4 protein-coding genes are annotated in these 3,342 nt (G+C 62.3%); all 4 read right to left on the reverse strand.

The genetic code is table 11. The features are described from left to right. Positions 1–1,688 (reverse strand): autotransporter assembly complex family protein (locus GPT33_RS18160; RefSeq protein WP_363929511.1); only part of this gene is annotated, 1,688 nt, incomplete at its 3' end. 283 nt (positions 1,689–1,971) lie between these two features. Continuing rightward, positions 1,972–2,355: an ion transporter gene (locus GPT33_RS18165; protein ID WP_296811894.1), complete on the reverse strand. Its 384-nt coding sequence runs from the start codon at positions 2,353–2,355 to the stop codon at positions 1,972–1,974. An 81-nt stretch (positions 2,356–2,436) separates the two neighbouring features. Next, on the reverse strand, positions 2,437–2,646 hold the full coding sequence (locus GPT33_RS18170; protein WP_296811896.1) for a cation transporter: 210 nt from the start codon (positions 2,644–2,646) through the stop codon (positions 2,437–2,439). A 12-nt stretch (positions 2,647–2,658) separates the two neighbouring features. Next, positions 2,659–3,342 (reverse strand): glucokinase (locus tag GPT33_RS18175; protein ID WP_296811899.1); only part of this gene is annotated, 684 nt, incomplete at its 5' end.

The following is a 3,342-nucleotide window of genomic DNA, read 5'->3' on the forward strand; positions in this document are numbered from 1 at the left end:
TCGTAGTCGTCTTGGGTAAAGGGCAAGGCGAGATCCACGCGTACCGCTCCGATAGGCGATGCCCAACGCACACCGAAGCCGACGCTCTGCTCGAATTTATTCTCGTAGTCGGGATCGAAGGCGTTGCCGAAATCGGTGAAGACGGCGGCGCTCCACGGACCACGGATGGTGCGCTCGAGTTCGAGGCTGCCGACGCCGAGATAGCGTCCGCCGACGGTGTCGTCGTTGAAGGGCTCGGTCGGTCCCAGGGCGTTGTAACCCCAACCGCGAATGGTGTTGTCGCCGCCGGTGAAGAAGCGGCGGCTCGCCGGGAGCTCGGTCAGATCTTCCGCCAGGGTCACGCCCAGATTGGCTCGGGTGATAAAGCGATATTTCTCCGCAAAGCCGTGGATCCACTTGAACTGCAAGGCGGCACTCAGGTAGGAGGCATTCGAGACCACACCCTCGACCGCCCCCAGGACACCGTACCGAATCCGATATCCGCGTTTGGTGTTGATCGGGTCGTCCGCAACGGTCTTTGACCAGGAGATATTGGGCGCCAGCTCGGAGGAGATACCGGTCTGGATGTCGCTGATCTCGTAATCCTCGTAGCTGTAGTCGATACCGACGGTACGGCGCCAATTGCTCGGCGTCAGCGTGGAGTGGGCGATCTGAACCGAGTTCAGCCAACCTTTTTGCGTGTTGAGGTTGGACCAGGTCGACTGGGGCTTGATGATGATGTAATCGCGCGTCGGATCCTGAATCGGAATCCGGTAATCGAAGCTCCATTGAGAGAGCACGGGCGAGAGCTGCAGCTCGGTTCGGAAGTTGTGGCCCCACTGGTTGACGTAACGACGACGCCAATCCGCACTCACCCGCGGACCCGTATCGGTCGTGAAGCCCGCACCGATGCGGTATTTGTCACGCTTGTTGCGGGTTGCGACGACCTCGATCGGCACGAGCGTCTCGTCGCCGGCCGCATCCTTTCGGGGAACGATCTCCACGTCGCTGAAATACTCGGTGCCGAGCAAACGGCCTTGAAGCGCCAGAAGAAGGTCCGGGTTGTAGACGACACCGGGCTCGAAGTTCAGGTATGTGCGCAGGAACTTGTCGTTCAGAAGATCCTGTTTGAAGGTGACGTTGCCCAGGTAGTAGCGCGGTCCGGTATCCAGGTGGAATTCGACGATCGCCTCGTAGGCGACCAGATCGATCAAGACACGATGGCGCTCGAGGCTATAGTCCAGATAACCGCCGGTGGACGCGCGTGCGCGCAGATCGGATTTCGCCGCCTCGTATCGGGCGTGCAGGAGGACGTCGCCGACCTGCATCGGAAACCCCTTCGGGAAGGCCGGGTCATCGGCACCCTCGCCCGTGATGGCGAAGTCGACTCGGCCGATCTTCACGGCGGGTCCGGGTACCACGGTATAGGTCGCAACCCAGGTTCCGTTCGGGTCCGACGGCACATCGAGTCGATCCGTGACCTCGACCTGATAGAGACCGAAGGGCGCTAAGGCATCGCGGATCTGGTCGGGCGCCAGCCGATGCAATGCTTCGGCGCGCGCCGGGGTCAGATCGGCCTCGGTGCGCTCTTGGTAGATCGAGAGCAACGCCAGGACGTTGGACTCCTGCTCGCCGGCAAGCCCCGTCACCTTGACATCGAGCTTCATGGCAAGCGCATTGGTTGCGGCCAGCATCAAGACCACCAGCATGAACCACGCGCTGGCTCCCGCGCGCAAAACCGCGGGCCGAGCTGCATCTCCGCACTGCATCGCTCGAGCTCTTCGCGCTTGATCCAAACTCGCCCCCTCGGCCATCGACACAAGCAACCCGACACGACCTCCCCGGCGCCACGCATCGGCACCGAATGGACAGCCGGCCTCTTCGTTGACGTATTACAACAACACGCATCTCAAAAGCGACAGTTTGTATCATAGTACCAAAAATGGAGGCCCGCACGACGCACCCCTGCCACCTCCGACATGCCGAGCCTCGTCAGCTTTGTTCACCGCGCATCGCCAAGTCGCGCCTCAGCCCCTCGATCTCCTCGCGCAAGGCCCGCACCTCGACTTCGACATGATGGGTATCGCGGTGAACCGTATCCTCGATGCGCTCGCGCTCCGCGGCATGCTGGTCGTCATGCAGCGTCTGCATGGTGTCGACGATGATGCCGATGAAGAGATTGAGCATCGTAAAGGTGGCGATCAGGATGAAGGGGATGAAGAAGAGCCAGGCGTAAGGATAGACATCCATCACGGGGCGTACGATGCCCATCGACCAACTCTCCAACGTCATGATTTGAAAGAAGGTGTGCATGGCTCGGCCGAGTGTGCCGAACCACTCCGGGAACGCCGCCTCGGATCGGGCGTGCCGATCCACGCGAATGGAAAGACGGATGGATAGGCCGCCGGCACCGAGGCGCGCCCCACCGGGCGAGGCCGATCATGACCCGACCCGAGGTCACTCGAAAGGCGCCGACTCCGCACCATAGCCCTCGGCCACAACGGCCGCGACCAACGCATCGACATCGGCCTGCCCCTCCACACGAGCACGACCGAGCTCCAAATCCACCGCCACGGACTCGACACCGGCAACGGACTCGAGTGCAGAGGTCACCGCACGAACACAGTGGCCGCAACTCATTCCGGTAATGCTGAGTATGTGTGTCATTGGTTTTCCTCCCTACTGCGACTCCAGAAACAACGCCGCCCCCATCAACGGCGCGCTCGGCTGCACGATCACCCGAACCGGCATCGCCTGCATCAGGGGCTCCAAGCGGCCTTTGTCGAAAAAGCCCTCCAGGAAGGCGCTGGTGCGAAGGGCGTCGAGGTTCTTCGGCGCAATGCCTCCTCCCAAATAGACCCCGCCGAGCGCCATCTGCTTGAGTGCCATGTTGCCGGCCTCGCGTCCGTAAAGACGAAAGAACAGGTCCATTGTCTCGGTGCAGACCGGGCAGGAGGTCTCGGAGGCGGCCGAGGCGATGGCCGCCGCTGCATCCCCGCTCGCAATGGCCTCGCGTAGCGCAGGCGGCGATTCGATTCCGCGCCATTCGGACAGAAAGTCGTAAAGATTTCGAATCCCGAGCCCGGAGACGACGCGCTCCCAGCTGACCCGACCGAAGCGCTGCTTCAAGAATGCGTGTAGCGCCCACTCGCGCTCGTCCGTCGGCCCAAAATCCGCGTGGCCGCCTTCGGTTGCGAAAGGGTGATGACGCAGACCGTCCCAGAAGAGTCCGGCTTCGCCGAGGCCGGTACCCGCTGCAACCACGCAGGCGTTGCCGTGTGTCGACTCGCCTGGATGGACCTCGGCCAGGTCATCGGGTCCCAATGCCGCGAGCCCCCAAGCCGTCGCCTCCAGATCATTCAG

The sequence above is a fragment of the Thiocapsa sp. genome, from assembly GCF_011390875.1.
In the GTDB taxonomy this organism is placed as follows: Bacteria; Pseudomonadota; Gammaproteobacteria; order Chromatiales; family Chromatiaceae; genus Thiocapsa.

Bases quoted from the DNA above. Each gene is read 5' to 3' on its own strand.
- GPT33_RS18170 (WP_296811896.1), bottom strand. From the start codon at position 2,646: ATGACACACATACTCAGCATTACCGGAATGAGTTGCGGCCACTGTGTT.